A 15,813-nucleotide genomic window follows, 5' to 3' on the forward strand; every position below is an offset into this window, starting at 1 on the left:
CTCAAGGATCAGGGGGAAACTTGGTCTACTATATCCCTCTCAATGACTTTTGCCAAACCGCCTAAAGCTCAGTAAATTCAGCAAAGTTCAGGGTTTTGGGGGTTAGAGGCATGCTCCCTGAACGCTCGGCGCCGCTTCCGCGACCATCCCTGGCTCCTTTCCCTCTGGGAGAGGGGGCAATGCAAACAACTGTAGATTTGTACAAACAACTGTAGATTTGTACTGAGATGATCTTGAGAGTTTTGGACTAGAGCTGGGTGGAGCTCTCCTAAGACTAGGTAGCCCGTAGCTGCACCGGCATAACCAAATAACAGAGCCGCATTGCCCCAAGGGGCTTCCAGATGGCCGGCTGCGTGGCGCCGTTTAGCTCCAGGCTCACCTGCTGCGTATGAAACACCCTGAGGGCATCCAGCAGGTAACGCACATTGAAGGCCAGCTCCAGGTCAGGACCAGACATCTGCACTGGCAACGATTCCTCGCCACTTCCTACATCGGGCGCCTCGGTGCTGATGCGCAGGGTTTGGGTTGCGGCAGAAAGATTGAACTTGACGATGTCGTTTCTTTGGGCAGCGAGTACTCCCACCCGCTCCAGCGACTCCATCAAGGGCCGACGCTCCAGGGTTACCTGCCGCTCAAATTGCTTGGGAATTAGGCGGTTGTAGTCGGGATATTGGCCCTCCAAGAGACGGCTGGTGATCCGCTGTTGGCACTGGGTTTTGCCGGCGCGAGGGGGCAGGACAAACTGCACCTGGGATCGGTCAAACCTCAGCTCCACCGTAGAGGCCGCGGTCTGGGTGCCGAGGATGCGCTCCACCTCCCGCAAAGTGCGAGCGGGAATGGTGAAATCCAACCCCATTCCCGTATTGGCCGACGCAACCGGGATCCCTTCGGCCTCCACCTGCACCATCGCCAGACGATGCCCATCGGTGGCTGCAAACTCCAGGCAAGGGGGATCCCCCGCCAAGAGCTTGACATGCACCCCTGTGAGCACCTGCTTGGTCTCATCTCCAGAGGCCGCAAAAAGGGTTTGGCCGATCCCTTGCAACAGGCTCTCGATGGGCAGCTCCAGGGCCTGAGCTGTTGGGCTTTCCTCCCCCACAAAATCGCCATCTGCGTCGGTGGTGCGGAGCGATATTTCCGGTAGGGTGGGGTACTCTTCAGCCGACATGCTGCGCACTTGGTACTGGCCGGCTGCCGACATGAGAATCACAGGGGCACTCTCCTGGGCTTGGCTGCTCGCGTCAAGAGTCACTGGGCCGCTGGGCAGACGGCTGACGATGTCGCTGAGCAGCTTGGCCGGCAGGGTGGTGCGACCGGATCCCTTGACCTGAGCCTCGAACTCGCTGCGAATGCACAAGTTCAAGTCAAAGGCAGTGAGGGCAACCCGTTGAGTTTCCGCATCGACCTCTACCAACACGTTGGCCAAAACGGGCAGGGCGGGGCGGCTGGCCACAGCCCGTCCAACGGAAGCGAGGTGGTGGCTGAGATCGGCTTGCTCGCAGGTGAAGCTGAAACCCTCCGGAGACGAGTCCACGGCCCCGTCAAGGTATCCCTCCCCACGCTGAGGAGCTGCAGTCTTGCTGCTGCGCAACACCGGCGCGAACGACTCGGTTTCCGATTCTCGATCCACAGGACGTTGAGCTTGCACCATCAGGGGCACTTGAGGGCTGAACATGCACATCCTACACCGGCTGCCCCGACTGGATCCCTGCCCTTGCAGACAAGTTTTGGAAAATTTGCCTCGCGCGTAGGACAGATCTGAAATTTCGATCCCTGCCTAATTTAATTTTTTGATCTAGTAGTAGTAGGGGCTGTGGAAACTGTGGAAAGTGATCGTCAACACCTTGTGCCATGAGCTTTTGAGCCTATTCCCCACCTGTGGAAAAACTGTGGATAACTTGGCCACTTTTCCACAGGGTATTTATACCTGTTAATAACTTGGGGGGTTTTTCCACAGGTTTTCCACAGATTTTCCAGGTTTTTCCACAGGTTTTCCACAGGCTAATGTTATGGTTTTCTGACAAATTCATAAAAATTAACGCACAGTCAGTGTGAGATCCCCTAAGGTAGTGAATCCTTCCCCCTAGATATGGCTGGGGATTCCACCGGAGCTGGGGCGGGCTTCGCTGGATTTCCCCAGGTTTTCCACAGGCTATCGAAGGAAGCCTGGGATATTTCTCTGGGCTTGTCGGCCTTGCCTGGCCACCTGTGAGCTGACACGGGATTTTTGGCAAGACCCCAGAGGAGCGGGAAAGCGCTCTGCGCACCAGAAGCGGCAAAGGAGGTCAGGATGAGGATGGGACAGCGCCTGACCCAAAATTGGGCTGCTGCAGGAGCGAGTCGCAATAGGGATGCGGTCTAGAGTCCGTACCCGCGAAGGGCCAGGCGTAGGTCAACGGGATCCGTTTTGGTGATGGCGGGAGCGCAGCACGATCACGTCAGAAAGCTGGCGCAGTTGACTTTGAACCTGGGTGAGCTGTTTTTTATCACGTACATCGATACAGAGATCGATCAGGGCGGTGCGGTTGGCAAAAGTTTGTACCTTGGCATTGCGAACATTAATGCCTTGATCCGATAGACGGGAAAGAATGTCCCGCAGCACCCCAACGCGGTCGATAACCTCCAGATGCAGTTCTACCGGGTAGATCTGGGCGCTCTGCCGCAGTTGCTCTTCGTTCCATCGTACCGGCACCAGCCGTTCCCCCGAAACCTGAGCCACCCTTGGGCAATCCCGGTGATGGATGCTGATCCCCTTAAAGCGGGTGACTACGCCCAAAATCGGATCCCCCGGCAGCGGATTACAACACTTGGCCAACTGGTGTTTCAGACCCTCCACCCCCAGAATGGGAGATTGGGATTTGACGGAACTGGAAGCCACAGAAGCCTGCGGCAACAACAGCTTGGATCCCTCAAGCGATTCCTCCTCTGTGGGAGCAGATACTGCCGGTTTGCTGACCTCCTGCAGCCGATGGATCACCAGCGTGGGGGTTGTCTCACCATAACCCAGAGCGGCTAACAAATCCTCTACACTGGCGTAGTTGAGCTTTTCGGCCACCTTCTGCATCCGCTCTGATTTGAGCAGGGCATCAAAGCCCGTTTTGCCCAGCTCCCGCTCCAGCAAATGCCGGCCCCGCGCGATGTTTTGCTCGCGATTGGAGCGCTTAAACCATTGGCGAATGCGATTGCGGGCAGAGCTGGTGGCAACGAAATTGATCCAGTCCAGGCTGGGATGGGCATTTTTGTGCGTGATGATCTGCACGATGTCGCCGTTGCGCAGGCGGGTATCCAGAGGCACGATCTTGTTGTTTACCCGCGCTCCTGCACAGTGATCCCCAATTTCGGAGTGGATGCGATAGGCGAAGTCCACCGGACAGGATCCCTGGGGCAGAGCCAGCAAGTCCCCCTTGGGCGTAAAGACGTAAACCTCGCTCTCAAACAGGTTCTCGCGAAGGGTGTCCAGATACTCCTTGTCATCTTTGAGGTCGTTTTGCCACTCCAACAGCTGTCGCAGCCAGGTGAAGCGCTCCTCGTCGGGCTTGACAGTGGTGCTGCCGGCCTCCTTGTACTTCCAGTGGGCGGCGATCCCGTACTCAGCCACGCGGTGCATCTCTTCGGTGCGGATCTGCACCTCCACCGGTCGTCCCTGCAGGCCAATCACCGCCGTATGCAAAGATTGGTAACGATTGGCCTTGGGCAGACCAATGTAGTCTTTGAAACGCCCGGGGATGGGGCGAAAGCAGTTGTGAACGACTGCCAGCACCCGATAGCACTCGCTGTTGGTATGTACGATTACCCGAACTGCTGAGAGATCGTAAATCTCGTGAAATTCTTTGCGCTGCTGCTGCATCTTGCGATAGATGCTGTACAAATGTTTGGGCCGCCCGCTGATCTCGAAATGTTCCAGCCCCGCTTGAAGAAGGTTCTGCCGCAGCTCTTCAATAAAAGCTTGAATCTCTGCCTCTCGCTCGGCGCGCTTGGCATTGACCAATTCCTGGATCTTCCGGTAAGCCTCGTAGTCCAGATACTTAAAAGCCAGGTCCTCCAGTTCCCATTTGAAGTGCCAGATCCCCAGCCGGTTGGCCAAAGGGGCGAAAATTTCCATTGTTTCGGCTGCAGTCTGCCGTTGCTTGCTGGGGGAGAGATACTGCAGCGTGCGCATGTTGTGCAAGCGATCCGCCAGCTTGACCACGATGACTCGAATGTCTTTGGCCATGGCCACGAACATGCGGCGGAAATTTTCCGCTTGCTGCTCGGTTTTGCTGGAGAAATTGAACTTGGAGAGTTTGGTAACCCCCTCTACCAGTAGGCGAACTTCAGAGCCAAATTCGGCTTCCAGGGCCTCTAGAGTAACTTCTGTATCTTCGACAACATCGTGCAAAAGGCCGGCTGCCACTGTCACCGCATCCCCCCCCAGCTCCCGCAGGAGAGTGGCCACGGCTACCGGATGGGCAATGTAGGGATCCCCTGATTTGCGTTTTTGGCCCTGATGCAAACAGTAAGAAAACTCAAAGGCACGGCGCAGCAGATCGGCTTCTTCAGCCGTGTAGGGCCGCAACCCATCGCCGGGATCCTCGGCACCGGAAAGCAGAGCACGCAGCCACCCTGGCACCTCAAAACCGAGGCTATTCAGGTCGAGACCTCCATCTGAGGTGGCAATGACAGCCGTCTGACCCATGCGAACCCGGCGAAAAGGGATGTTTGATTACTGACTATAGTTCATCCAGCTTAGCCGCCGACAGATCAAGAGGGAAAAAACGGGTGGAATAGAAAGAAGCATTGGCTGTCTGCCAACGCCGACCGCTTGCCATCCTCGGCAGATCGAGGCTTAGTCTTCGCCCCACTCCTCGCAGTCGCCGATTAAATCGCAGAGAGGATCCGAGGGGCAGTAGTCTTGCAGCTCCAGCTCTTGGGCAATCGCCTGCCACTCCCGCTGGGGGAAGAAGGGTTGCAGGTGGGCAATGGCTGCAGAGCGGCGCAAGACCCCCTGCCGGACAAGGCGACGAGCTTCCTCCTGGATGGCCTCAACCGCATAGTGGGTGGCTTGTAAAGTGGGCATAGCTTAACCTACACGTGGAATGGATGGGACGCACCGAGGGGTCGGGAAAATCTTGCCTCGCTACCCCCATCATAGAACTGGGTCTCGTTTCGTAGCAAGAGATACAAGTTTGTATTGCAGGCAACCTTAAGGCCCGCTTAAAAGCCCAAGCCATCGGCTCCTGCGGTCACTATGCCTTTTTCTGGGTTCAGAGTGACGATAGATCCATCCCGGATTAAGCGGGTAGCATCCTTGACCCCCACCAGCACCGGCACCCCCAGTCGCAGGCCAATGACTGCTGCATGAGAGGAGGCTCCCTCTTCTTCGGTAATCACGCCGGCTGCCTGTTTGATCGCCTCCACATAGTTGGCGTCGGTGGATTGGGCAACCAAAATGTCTCCGGCGGTGATTTTGCTGGCATCGAGGCTGGATCTCAAGATGCGGGCCGGGCCGCTGACAATGCCTTTGCCAAACCCTTTGCCTTGAGCCACCACCGCTTTCACCACATCCACCTTGATCAGATCGGTGGATCCCGCAACCCCTGGCAGGGTTCCTGCACTGAGCACCACCAAGTCGCCATCCTTGAGCAAGCCATCTTCCTGAGCCAAGCTGATGGCCGCTTGAAAGGTCTGGCGGGTGGTGGCCAAATCCATAACCAACAGCGGATGTACCCCCCAAACCAACTGCAGCCGCCGTGCCACTTCCACATGGGGGGTTACGGCTAGGATGGGAGTGCGGGGGCGAAACTTAGAGACATTGCGAGCAGTAGCCCCTGTTTTGGTCAGGGTCATCACGGCTACAGCATCCAACTCTTGGGCGATCTCCCCCACGGCGCGGCTGATCGAGTCGGTGATCAGGGTTTTGGGCCGCATTCCAGCAGGACTGTTGCCGTTGTTTTGGCTCAGCTCCTGCATGGCAAGGGCGCGAAGGCGTTGTCGTCGGTCGGCGGAGGTCAGGTCAAAGTAATCGCGCTCGGTGCGCACGGCAATGCGGGCCATGGTGGCAACGGCCTCGACAGGGTATTTGCCCACAGCCGTCTCGTTGGAGAGCATGACGGCATCGGTGCCATCCAAAATGGCGTTGGCCACATCGGAGATCTCGGCACGGGTGGGTCGGGGGCTGTGCACCATGCTGTCCAGCATTTGGGTGGCCGTAATCACCGGGATCCCCAGGGAGTTGGCCAGGGCGATCACCCGCTTCTGCAGGATCGGCACCTCTTCCGCAGGCAGCTCTACCCCCAGATCTCCCCGCGCCACCATCACACCGTCGCTGAGGGCCAAAATCTGGGGCAGCTGTTCAATGGCCTCGTGTTTCTCGATCTTGACGATGATGGGTACCCGCTTGTCGGCTGAGCCCGAAGAAGGCCGTTTGGCTGAGGCAATGAGCTCCCGCAGCTCCAGCACATCAGAGGGATCCCGCACAAAGCTGAGGGCCACCCAATCCACCCCTTGGTTGAGGCCGAAGTAGAGATCTTCTTTGTCTTTTGGAGTCACGGCGCGGATGCTCAGGCGCACACCGGGGAAATTGACCCCCTTGTTGTTGGAGAGGGTACCCCCGACAATGGTGCGGCAGAAGAGTTCGCCCGCTTCCGGATCCACGGCTTCCACCCGCATCTCCACTCGACCATCGTCGATGAGGATCGTCGCTCCTTCGGGCACTTCTTGGGCCAGCTTGTCGTAGGTGACCCAGCTGCGCTCTTGGGATCCCAAGACAGGTTTGCTGGTCAACACAAAGGGATCCCCTGCCTTGAGGGTGATCGAGCCTTCGGCGAACTTGCCCAGGCGGATTTTGGGCCCCTGCAGGTCTTGCAAAATGGCGACCTGGATGCCCAGATCCATCGAAGTTTGGCGGATCAGGCGAATGCTGCGGCGGTGTAGCTCGTGATCCCCATGGGAAAAGTTGAGGCGAAGGGTGGTTGCCCCTTGCAGGATCATCTCCCTGAGAATGGCTGGATTTGAGCTGGCAGGGCCGATGGTGGCAACAATTTTGGTGCGTCGAAAAGAATCCCTCAAATGCATGTCCACTGTTCCCAAGGGAGAGCAGCCCAGATCCTTCCCCCACATAGGGATCTCTCTGATTACGATAACCCGTTATGTCTTTTTTGAGGCACCGCTTTTTTAAAATCCCCAGCGAGAGAGGATGGGAAAATAGGCAAAGCAGAGTGTAGAGATCCATCTGGAGTCGAGCGATGCCGGTTGCCCCCGAATACGCCTTCCCCTTCGAGCACCATCAGAAGTTCTCTCTGGATAACCCCACCATCTCCAGCCCAGGGGTTTCCAAGCGGGAATACATAGCCAGCAGAGTACTGCAGGGTATCGTGAGCAATCCCCAGACTCCTGTTGGCGATTTGTCTCCTGAGCAACGACAGGCTTTGGTCTATACGGCGGTGTTGTTGGCAGATGATTTGTTGGCGGCCCTCGGCGCTCAGTAGAGAGGTTCTTGAGATTGCAGCGCACCCTCTTGGGGTGAGGTTTAGGCTGAGGTTAGCTGCTTGCGGCAGCGGGCCGTAGGCTCTGCTGCTACCTACGCCGCAGCCGTTGAGTCAACTCTTCCCCCAAGCGCATCCATTTTGCTATCTCTTCGGGACTCACCTGTCGGTCATTCTGCCAGAGAATGAGGTGGGCGCCGGCCCCTTCGGCACAATAGTTGGGATATTGCTCCAAAAAACTGAGGACGCCGGGATGAAAACGTAGCCGAACTTGAGCTTCATCCTGTCCTCGCAAGAGATAGCTCCGAGAAAACTTAGGGTGGCTCTCGAAGTTGATATCTTGCATGCCAAAGGCTTTGGCGATGCCGTGGAAAAAGGCATTTTCGGGGTGCAGCCGAAAACGCGGCAGATGAAGATCCTCGTGATAGGCGTAGAAGACGGACTGGCGATAAGTGCTAGAACTCTTGCCACTGCCGCGGGTGTATTGGTAATCAAAAACGGTAATCTCAGTGCCATCGATCAGCCGCTTGGACATCGAATTATAGAAACGCCGCCCATGGCCTCGTTCAAACAGTCCAAAGCCTGCTTGCAACAAGCGAGATCGAATCTCTTCAGGCAACTGGGCAGAAAAGCGCATTCCTAGCTGTGCAGCTACCCGCTCCAGAGCTTCTCGACGTTTCTTTTCGTGGTAAAGGGCTAGAGCCAAGATCCCGGCAGCCAGAGCTAAAAACAAGATAAAAATAAGCAACCCCATACCGTCTCCCTCGGCTTACAGACTGCAGCGCCCATCCCCATAATACCTGAGCAGATTTCCAAAAGGATCCCTGCCTTCGACCATTCAGCCGAGCGGTCTCCTCTTGTCTTTTGTAGAGAAGTGACCCAATACAGCTGAGTGTGTCAAAGTTTGACGAAATTGTAGGGAGCGGTGAAGTTGTTGTAGCGAATGCGCAGCCGCCCCTGGAAGGTCTGGTCTAGCTCCTCTACTTTTTGGGCAAAAACCGGCTCATCTTCCCAATTGATCAAAAACGAGCCGTTGTAGGCCATGTTTTCGGTGAGCAGATCTCCTTCTACGCGGTCGCTGGCCAAGGGGCTGAGGGCTGCTGTAAAGGTCTGGGCAATGCGCTGACGTCGCTGCTCTAAGAGCTGCTCCAGAGCCCGTCCGATCTCGACTACCGCGTCCAGCCCCAGAGGAGCGCCGGCCATTTCGTCTCGCCGAGCTTTGAGGGCAGGGTTTTCCTCTAGCCCCAGCTTGAGCTCCTGCTCGGGATCCCAGAAGACCTTTACTCCCACCTCCCGCTTGCCCTCCAGGCGCTCCAGCAGAGCCAGCAGATCCGCCAAGCGGGGCTGCACCAAGTCCCGTTCCACCTGCTCCCAGCCGCTGACCACCAGACCAAATTGCAGAGGCAGCAGAGCCCGGTGTCCCTCGTTCATCACTTTTTCCAGCACGGCCTCATGGGCGAGCAAGTTGGCCCGGCTGGCCAGGTAGCGCTCCTGTCGAGCCTGGGAGTACAAGAAGGCCAGGGATCCCAGCCCGTGAACCTGCACCGGCTGCTTGTCCAATCCCACCACACTCAGGTGGCGCGGGCCGGGGGCAGCGACGATCCCGTAGAGGTAGAGGGAGCTATGGGGATTTGCCGTTGGCATTGCTGCGGGCATCTCCGATCAGCCACGTGAGGTTGGACTCTTCGGTATCGATGGCATTGCCATCCGAGGAAATGCAGTAGCGACCCATCACCATCTGGTGGCGCAGGGTTACGCCTGCCGCGATCTGGGTGTAGTTAAAAATTAAGCTGCCATCCAGCGTACACCCTTCATTCAACACACATCCGTAGCCAATGGCTGTGGGGCCGATGAGTTTGACCCCGTCCGCCAAATGGCTGCTGGCCCCGATGTAGACCGGTGGCTCGATGTGGATGCGATCCCAGTTGGCGCGGATGTTGATCCCCATCCATACGCCGGGTTGAATCTGGATCCCGGGCACCTTGACTCCCTTGATCTCGCCGCGCAGCACTTTTTGCACTGCCAGCCAGTAGTCGTGGGTGCGGCCAATGTCCACCCACTGAAAGTCAGCCGTGATCCCATAAAAGGGAGCGCCCGCTTTCACCAAGGCCGGGAAGAGATCGCTGCCGATGTCGTAGGGGCAGCCGGGGGGAATGTAGTCGAACACTTCCGGCTCGAAAACGTAGATGCCGGTGTTGATGGTGTGGCTGAGGGCCTCTTCCCGCCTGGGCTTTTCTTGGAAGGCAGTGATGCGACCCGTCTCATCGGTTACCACCACTCCGTAGCTGGAGACCTGGCTGGGATCCACCTCCCGCAACACCACGGTGGCCAGCGCTCCCTTGGCTTTGTGGAAGTTGACGATCTGCGTGAGGTTTAGGTCGATTAGCGCATCCCCACAGAGCACCACAAAGGTGCTGTCGAAAAATCCGGAGAAATCCTGGATCTTGCGCATGCCCCCTGCGGATCCCAGGGCCTGGGCCACCGGCTGGCCGTTCTCAAAGTGACCCTCGAACGAAAAGCCGATGTGAACCCCCCACTGCTGCCCATCGCGGAAGTAGTCTTCGATTTGGTGGGCCAAGTGGCTGGTGTTGATCATAATTTGGTTAAACCCATGTTCCCGCAGCAGCTCCACCAAAAATTCCATGACAGGCTTGTGCAAAATGGGGATCATCGGCTTCGGCATCATGTAGGTGATGGGCCGCACTCGCGTGCCTTTGCCTGCTGCCAGGATCATGGCTTTCATGCCGTTGTCACTCCTCCGGGCTAACCGTGCTCTGACTTTATCAAAAATTTGGGTCTAAAACCCCGCCCTTGAGGGCGGCTTTTCTTGATTTTGGCTGTAAGCAACTAAGACTTGTAGAGGAGCCCCACCCACACTCGATGCAAAATAGCTAGGGCTCCACAAGGCAGTTTTGCCGTAGGGCTTGGGAAACTTAGCCTGGCCGTACCTGCGACTGGAGACTCTTGAGAGCGTTAACCATCTGGAAATAGACCACTTAGGTGGGTAGAAAATCAAAAGATGAATATGGTCTGCTCCACCGTTAAACTCTAAAATCTCAAAATCCATCGATTGGGCAACGCTCTTAAATGCTGCCGCAATTAAGTCCAAACCTTCCTGCGTTAGTATCCTGCGTTTGTATTGGGTGACAAACACCAAGTGCGCTTGCAAGCTGGAAACGCTGTTGCGGTCTCTCCTTAATCCCATATGCTAAGATGACGCGCCAACCTAACTTCAACCCATGCAAGCCCGCTATAGGTATAGGTTCTACCCTACAGACCAACAGAAGCAAGCCCTAGCCAAAGTATTCGGTTGTGTCAGGTTTGTCTGGAACGAGGCCCTGGCCCACTGCCAAGCCGTTGGCAAGTATCCAGGGTACAACGCTTTGTCAAAGCGGCTGACAGGGTTAAAGCAATCAGTGGCATGGCTCAAGGAGGTATCCAGTGTTGCCCTACAGCAATCCTTGAGGCACTTAGACCAAGTGTACCGGCGTTTTTTTGAGAACAAAGGAGGTTTTCCACACTTCAAGAAGAAACAATCAAAGCAGTCATTGACTTTAGTGGCCAATAGCTTTTCCCTGAAAGGGGAGCGTGTGCATCTCGCCAAGATAGGAACTATCCAGCCTATCTGGAGCCGTCCGCTGCCAAGTCAACCAAGCTCTGTAACCGTAATCAAGGACTGCGCGGAGCGGTACTTTGTTAGCTTCGTCGTAGAGGTGGAGCCTATGCGTGTTCCTGCTCAGTCTCCCAGCGTTGGGGTGGATTTGGGCATCAAAACCGTTGCCGCTGTAAGTAACAGAGCTCAGTACCACAGCCCCAACGATGAGCCTTTGTACCGGCGCATCGCTCAGTTGCAAAAGCCATTGGCCAGACGGGTCCAAGGGTCAAAGCGGTGGGAGCGGACAAGGCTGAGGATGGCCAAGTTGCACCGTCGCCTTGCTGACCTGCGGTTGGACTTCCTGCACAAGCTGTCTACCAAGCTCATCAGCGAAAACCAAGTGGTTTGTTTGGAAGACCTGAATGTAAGTGGGATGTTGAAAAACCGCAAACTGTCCAGGGCAATTAGCAGGCAAGGGTGGGGGATGTTTCGCGCTTTGTGCGAGGCAAAAGGGGGCAAGTACGGCAGGGAAGTGCGGGTCATTGACCGCTGGGCAGCAACCAGTCAGCACTGTTCGAAGTGTGGCTGGCATTGGGGCAAGCTTGACCTAGCTACTCGGGTGGTGGTCTGCGACGGTTGTGGCACAGTCCACGACCGGGATGGGAATGCTTCCCGAAGCATAGAGCAAGTCGGGATGGGGCAAAGCGCTCCGCGCCGCCAAGGCGAGCGCCCGACTCTAGAACGGATGTGGAGACTGTTCGCGCCAGCGGGACGGAGTCCTAGTAAGACCAGCTTGCTGGCATCGGTCTGTGAAGCGTCAAGAATCCTTGCTCTTTAGGGCATGGAGTATGTCAACCCACTCTGGCCCTGAACAACTGGCGCAGGTGCGGCTTGTGTTGGTGCAGCCGGCTGGGCCACGCAATTTGGGCGCTGTTGCTCGCATCATGAAAAACATGGGCCTCAGGCAATGGGTGCTGGTGGATCCCCAATGTGATCCCCTGGATGCCGAGGCGCTCACCGCAGCCGTGCATGGGGCGGACTTGCTCCACCAAGCCCAGAAGGTGCATACCTTGCCCGAAGCCCTGCAGGGGTGTGTGCAAGTTTTCGGGACAACGGGACGCAGCCAAACCTACCCACCCGAATGGCAAATTCAGTCTCCTCGCCAAGCCTTCCCTGCCCTGCTGGCCGCCGGCCCTGCTGCCCTTGTGTTTGGCCCCGAAGATCGCGGCTTGAGCAACGAGGAGCTGGCCCTCTGCCATCGCCAGATCCAGATCCCCACCGATGCGACCTATCCCTCTTTGAACTTGGCCCAAGCCGTGGCCATTTGTTGCTATGAGCTGTACACCCTTGCCTGCGAGAGCCCTTCTCCCGCTCCTCCTGTGCCCTCACCGCAAAGGCTTGCCCCCTTCGAGCTGCTGCAAGGCTTTTTCGCTCACCTGGAAGCGCTGTTGCTGCAGATTGGCTACCTGCGCCCCCACACAGCCCGCCGCAAAATGCTCAAGTTTCGCGCCCTGTTCCAGCGGGCCGGCCTAACCGTGGCCGAGGTGGCCTTGCTGCGCGGGATCCTGCGGCAACTGCAATGGAGCCAGGGATCCTCCTGTCAAGAACCTCTAGAAGCAAATAGGGATCCTGTCCCGCCGACGCGACCGGGTTCCAGCGGGATCCCATCCTAACTGCTAGAGCTTGAGGGCGGCGCGGGGATCGTAGGATTGAACCCGCTGCAGCCTTTCGTAAAGTTCTCGCTCTTCTTCGGAGATCTGGGTGGGCAAATGGATCTGCACCACCACGTAAAAATCCCCCCGTTCTCCGTTGCCTTTGGGAAATCCCCTTTCCGCCAGCCGCAACTTTCGCCCCGGCTGCATGCCAGGTGGGATCCGCAGCTTCACCACCCCATCCAAGGTGGGCACTTCCACCTGGGCGCCCAAAACCGCTTCGCTGGGGCTGATGGGCAGATCGCAGTAAACGTCGAATCCCTCTAGGCGATAGAAGGGGTGGTCTTTCAGCTCAATTTTAAGGTACAGATCACCGGCACCGCCGTTGGGGTTGGGGTGGCCTTGGCCGCGCAGGCGAATCCGCTTCCCTGGCGTAATTCCCGGCGGGATGTTTACCTCGAGCACGCGATCCCCGCCCACCCGCAGGCGACGCTTGCCCCCCTCAAAAGCTTCTGGAATGCTGATCTGGATGGTGGCCTCAGCATCGTAACTGGTGTTGCCAGTGGATCCCGAAAATCCGCTGCTGCGGTCTGTGGTTTGGCTGCGCACCCGGCCCAGCAGTTGATCGATGAAGTCTTGAAAATCATCAAATTGGCTGAAATCGACGCCACTCCCCCCAAATCCGCTCCCCCCAAAGTCTTGGCTGAAGGGGCTGCTGCTGTAGGTGTAGGCATCGCGGCTGGAGCGAAACCCGCCCTGCTGATAGTATTGGCCAAATTGGTCGTATTGCCTGCGCTTGCTGGGATCCGAGAGAACTTCGTAGGCTTCGTTAATGTCTTTGAATTTCTCTTCAGCCGCTTTGTCGTTGGGGTTGACATCTGGGTGATACTTGCGGGCTAGGCGCCGATAGGCTTGTTTCACCTCATCGGCAGTGGCCGTTTTGCTGACCCCCAAAATCTTGTAGTAGTCCTTAAAGTTTTGCATGGAGGCGTCCGCAGGCAAATCGCTGAGAGTGGGCAGAAAACCACGAGGCTAGGCGTCCCCGGCAAGGGCTCCTTCCCTCCGACCTACTGAAGAAAATGAGGAGGCGGGCTAGACGCCATCGCCCATCCCGTCCCTCCTCATTATCGGCGCTACAAGTAAGGGCGGGATCCGCCCTGGGCCCGCGGCCCACGGAGGGATCCCTGAGCAGTCACTTGCTCTCGGTGAAGTCGGCATCGATCACATCATCGCTGCCGCCGGAGGTTTTCCCTGAGCCGGGAGTGGGGCCAGAGGAGGCCCCCGGCTGTTGATACAGCTCGCTGCTCATGGCGTAGAGAGCCTCTTGCAGCTCCCGCTCTTTGCTCTGGATGGCGCTGTCGTCCTCCCGCTGGATGGCCTCCCGCAGTTCTCGCACCAGAGTCTCGATTTGGCTGCGTTTGCTGGAGGAGATCTTGTCGCCCAACTCCTTCAACTGCCGCTCGGCTTGGTAGGCCAGCGAGTCGGCCTTGTTGCGGCGCTCAATTTTCTCCCGGCGGGCCCGGTCTTCGGCAGCGTATTTTTCTGCCTCAGCAATCATGCGCTCCACCTCTTTGCTATCCAAAGTAGAGGCGCCGGTGATGGAGATGCTCTGCTCTTTGCCGCTGCCTTTGTCTTTGGCCGTCACCTTGAGGATGCCGTTGGCGTCGATGTCGAAGGTGACCTCGATCTGGGGCACACCGCGGGGGGCCGGCGGGATCCCGTCCAGCTTGAAGCGGCCCAGAGATTTGTTGTCGCGGGCCAGCTCCCGCTCCCCTTGCACCACGTGGATTTCCACGGAGGTCTGCCCATCTTCGGCAGTGGAGAAGATCTCCGACTTGCGGGTGGGGATGGTGGTGTTGCGCGGGATCAGCTTGGTGGCCACGCCGCCCAGGGTTTCCACCCCCAAGGACAAGGGGGTGACATCCAGCAGCAGCACGTCTTTGACTTCGCCCGCCAGCACACCCGCTTGGATGGCCGCCCCAACCGCCACCACCTCATCGGGGTTGACGCTCTGGTTGGGTTCTTTGCCCAGCAGCTCCCTCACCAGCCGCTGCACTGCCGGAATGCGGGTAGATCCCCCCACCAGCACCACTTCGTTGATGTCGGCCTTGGTGAGCTTGGCATCCCGCAGGGCTTGCTCCACCGGCCCCTTGCAGCGCTCCAGCAGGTCGGCACAGAGGTGCTCAAACTGGGCGCGGGAGAGCTTCAGCTCCAGGTGCTTGGGCCCATCGGCAGTGGCAGTGATGAAGGGCAGGTTGATGGTGGTTTCGGAAACGCTGGACAGCTCGATCTTGGCTTTTTCCGCAGCTTCCGTTAGCCGTTGCAGCGCCTGCCGGTCTTGCCGCAGGTCGATCCCTTCCATTTGCTTAAACTGCTCGGCCATCCAATCGACGATCTTCTTGTCGAAGTCGTCGCCCCCCAACTGCGTGTCGCCGCTGGTGGATTTCACCTCGAAAACGCCATCCCCCACTTCCAGGATGGACACGTCGAAGGTGCCGCCGCCCAGGTCGAAGACGAGGATGGTCTCGTTGTTGCGCTTGTCCAAGCCGTAGGCCAAAGAGGCTGCTGTCGGCTCGTTGATGATGCGCAGCACTTCCAAACCGGCAATGCGGCCCGCATCTTTGGTGGCCTGCCGCTGCGAGTCATTAAAGTAAGCAGGAACCGTGATCACCGCTTGGGTGACCGGCTGGCCCAGGTAGCGGCTGGCATCATCCGCTAGCTTGCGCAGCACCATGGCCGAAATCTCTTCCGGCGCAAATTCCTTGTTCAGGCGGGGTGCGTACAGTTTGACATTGCCCCGCTCGTCCCGCCGCACCTGGTAGGAGACCCGCTTGGAGTCGGCATTCAGCTCATCGTACCTACGACCGATGAACCGCTTAACCGAGTAAAACGTGTTTTCCGGGTTGAGCACCGCTTGGCGGCGGGCCATCTGGCCCACCAGGCGCTCTCCATCTTTGGTGAAGGCAACCACCGAGGGCGTGGTGCGAGTGCCCTCAGCATTGGCGATGACGGTGGGGACACCCCCCTCCATTACGGCGACAACCGAGTTGGTTGTGCCCAGGTCAATTCCTACAACTTTTCCCATCGGCTCCTTATTCTCCTC

Annotated in this window: 13 protein-coding genes; 3 read left to right on the forward strand and 10 right to left on the reverse strand. The window is 57.7% G+C overall.

Features of this window, described 5'->3' with window-relative positions:
* Positions 1 to 274: 274 nt before the first annotated feature.
* The 4 genes from dnaN to pyk form a co-directional block, all read right to left on the reverse strand.
* The gene (dnaN, locus tag ACVWVQ_RS01835) at positions 275 to 1,594 is read right to left on the reverse strand and encodes a DNA polymerase III subunit beta (RefSeq protein WP_457506670.1); all 1,320 of its coding nucleotides are present in this window, start codon (positions 1,592 to 1,594) and stop codon (positions 275 to 277) included.
* A gap of 798 nt (positions 1,595 to 2,392) precedes the next feature.
* Entirely contained in the window at positions 2,393 to 4,675 is a 2,283-nt protein-coding gene (locus ACVWVQ_RS01840; RefSeq protein ID WP_457506578.1) for a RelA/SpoT family protein, read from the reverse strand.
* 150 nt (positions 4,676 to 4,825) lie between these two features.
* A complete protein-coding gene (locus ACVWVQ_RS01845) occupies positions 4,826 to 5,056 on the reverse strand; it encodes a DUF4327 family protein (protein ID WP_457465464.1) in 231 nt (76 codons plus the stop codon).
* Positions 5,057 to 5,193: 137 nt separating this feature from the next.
* Positions 5,194 to 7,053, reverse strand: coding sequence for a pyruvate kinase (pyk, locus tag ACVWVQ_RS01850; RefSeq protein ID WP_457506672.1), 1,860 nt, complete (start codon positions 7,051 to 7,053; stop codon positions 5,194 to 5,196).
* Positions 7,054 to 7,223: 170 nt separating this feature from the next.
* On the opposite strand from pyk, the gene ACVWVQ_RS01855 reads away from it, so the two are divergent.
* Positions 7,224 to 7,466, forward strand: a complete 243-nt coding sequence (locus tag ACVWVQ_RS01855) for a hypothetical protein (RefSeq protein ID WP_414351871.1) — start codon at positions 7,224 to 7,226, stop codon at positions 7,464 to 7,466.
* A gap of 88 nt (positions 7,467 to 7,554) precedes the next feature.
* Here ACVWVQ_RS01855 and ACVWVQ_RS01860 read toward each other — a convergent pair whose 3' ends face one another.
* From ACVWVQ_RS01860 to tnpA, 4 genes are all read right to left on the reverse strand, one after another.
* Positions 7,555 to 8,217, reverse strand: coding sequence for a hypothetical protein (locus ACVWVQ_RS01860; RefSeq protein WP_457506580.1), 663 nt, complete (start codon positions 8,215 to 8,217; stop codon positions 7,555 to 7,557).
* A 143-nt stretch (positions 8,218 to 8,360) separates the two neighbouring features.
* The gene (locus ACVWVQ_RS01865; RefSeq protein WP_414408714.1) at positions 8,361 to 9,107 is read right to left on the reverse strand and encodes a GvpL/GvpF family gas vesicle protein; all 747 of its coding nucleotides are present in this window, start codon (positions 9,105 to 9,107) and stop codon (positions 8,361 to 8,363) included.
* Positions 9,085 to 10,206, reverse strand: a complete 1,122-nt coding sequence (locus ACVWVQ_RS01870; RefSeq protein ID WP_457506582.1) for a sugar phosphate nucleotidyltransferase — start codon at positions 10,204 to 10,206, stop codon at positions 9,085 to 9,087. The genes ACVWVQ_RS01865 and ACVWVQ_RS01870 overlap by 23 nt, the downstream gene beginning before the upstream one ends.
* A gap of 54 nt (positions 10,207 to 10,260) precedes the next feature.
* The gene (gene tnpA / locus ACVWVQ_RS01875) at positions 10,261 to 10,668 is read right to left on the reverse strand and encodes an IS200/IS605 family transposase (protein WP_414408716.1); all 408 of its coding nucleotides are present in this window, start codon (positions 10,666 to 10,668) and stop codon (positions 10,261 to 10,263) included.
* Between the two features lie 34 nt (positions 10,669 to 10,702).
* On the opposite strand from tnpA, the gene ACVWVQ_RS01880 reads away from it, so the two are divergent.
* Positions 10,703 to 11,896 carry an RNA-guided endonuclease InsQ/TnpB family protein gene (locus tag ACVWVQ_RS01880; protein WP_414374316.1) on the forward strand — a complete coding sequence of 398 codons (1,194 nt, stop codon included), beginning with the start codon at positions 10,703 to 10,705 and terminating at the stop codon, positions 11,894 to 11,896.
* Positions 11,897 to 11,906: 10 nt separating this feature from the next.
* Positions 11,907 to 12,731, forward strand: coding sequence for an RNA methyltransferase (locus ACVWVQ_RS01885; protein WP_457506585.1), 825 nt, complete (start codon positions 11,907 to 11,909; stop codon positions 12,729 to 12,731).
* Between the two features lie 3 nt (positions 12,732 to 12,734).
* On the opposite strand, the gene ACVWVQ_RS01890 is transcribed toward ACVWVQ_RS01885, so the two are convergent.
* Together ACVWVQ_RS01890 and dnaK are read right to left on the reverse strand one after the other, a co-directional pair.
* Positions 12,735 to 13,694 carry a DnaJ C-terminal domain-containing protein gene (locus ACVWVQ_RS01890; RefSeq protein ID WP_457506587.1) on the reverse strand — a complete coding sequence of 320 codons (960 nt, stop codon included), beginning with the start codon at positions 13,692 to 13,694 and terminating at the stop codon, positions 12,735 to 12,737.
* Positions 13,695 to 13,902: 208 nt separating this feature from the next.
* Positions 13,903 to 15,795: a molecular chaperone DnaK gene (gene dnaK, locus ACVWVQ_RS01895; RefSeq protein ID WP_414329477.1), complete on the reverse strand. Its 1,893-nt coding sequence runs from the start codon at positions 15,793 to 15,795 to the stop codon at positions 13,903 to 13,905.
* Positions 15,796 to 15,813: the final 18 nt, after the last annotated feature.

The organism is Thermostichus sp. MS-CIW-36 (assembly GCF_054059035.1).